1 protein-coding gene is annotated in these 1455 nt (G+C 35.1%); it reads left to right on the top strand.

The annotated features are described in order from the left end of the window. Positions 1–53 precede the first annotated feature (53 nt). Positions 54–1455: condensation domain-containing protein (locus tag CALSC_RS13545; protein WP_235006784.1), on the top strand; the 1402-nt coding region annotated here is incomplete at its 3' end.

Below are 1455 nucleotides of genomic sequence, written 5' to 3' on the forward strand. Positions count from 1 at the left end.
ATTAGATTCTTTAGATTAATAAGTGATCAAAAAATAATTAAACAAAAACAATCATGACTAATAAAAAAAATATTTCTGCAATTTATCCTCTTTCTCCCATGCAACAAGGGATGTTATTTCACAGTCTTTATGCACCAGAAAGTGGGGTATATCTTGAACAGATGTCCATGAATTTAACAGGGAATATTAATGTTGCTGCTTTTGAAGCTGCTTGGCAAAAAGTTGTAGATAGATATTCAATTTTCAGGACATTCTTTGTTTGGGAAAATCGTGAGAATCCCTTACAAGTTGTACTCAAACAAGTTTTAATTCCTTGGCATAATTTTGATTGGCGAGAACTTTCCACAATAGAACAAGAACAGCAATTAAAACAGCTATTGCTCTCACAAAGAAAAAAAGGTTTTGACTTCAAGCAAGCACCATTGATGAACTGTACGATTATCAGGCTTGGTGATGAGAATTATAAATTTATCTGGAATCATCACCATATCCTTATGGATGGATGGTGTTTATCAATTATTTTTAAAGAAGTATTAAGTTTCTATGAAGCACAACTTCAAGGTGTTAATTGTCAATTGCCCAAATCTCGTCCTTACTCCGATTATATTGATTGGTTAAATTCTCAAAATAAATCAACGGCGATTGAGTTTTGGCAACAATATTTACAAGGTTTTACTGTTCCCACCCCCTTAGTAGTAGATAAAACTAGATATACATCCCAGCACCACTCCGAAGATTATGATCAAATTGCCTGTGTATGTTCGACTGATTGCAGCCAGAAGTTAGCAACTATTGCACAAGAACATCATTGTACACTATCAACTATAGTACAAGCTGCTTGGGCATTATTACTGAGTCGTTATAGTGATGAATCAGATGTAGTATTTGGTGTGACTGTTTCTGGTCGTCCTCCTGATTTACCTGGGGTGGAAAATATAGTGGGATTGTTTATCAACACTCTTCCATTACGAGTAAAAGTACCCAAATCAAGTAATTTGATATCTTGGTTGCAAGAAATACAGCAGTCAATGGTGGAATTACAGCAGTATTCTTATACTCCCTTAGTTGATATTCAAGCTATATGCGAGCTTGGAGGTGGAATATCTTTATTTGAGAGTATTGTGGTGTTTGAGAATTATCCCGTTGATAGTTCTTTATTAAATGAAGAATGTTCACTCTTAGTAAGTAATATTGATGACTTTGAGAGAACTAATTATCCACTGACTATAACTGTAGTTTCTGGCTCCCAGTTGTCACTTAGCATTAGTTACGATACTACTCGTTTTGATCAAGATACTATTGAGCGGATGGCTGCTCACTTGAACAATCTATTAGAAGCGATCGCACAAAATCCGGTCGCAAATGTGGATACTTTCAATTTACTCTGTGAATCGGAACGTCATCAATTATTAGTTGAGTGGAATGATACCGCAACCAAATATCCCAAAGATAAAT

Source organism: Calothrix rhizosoleniae SC01 (assembly GCF_900185595.1).
GTDB lineage: Bacteria > Cyanobacteriota > Cyanobacteriia > Cyanobacteriales > Nostocaceae > Calothrix_A > Calothrix_A rhizosoleniae.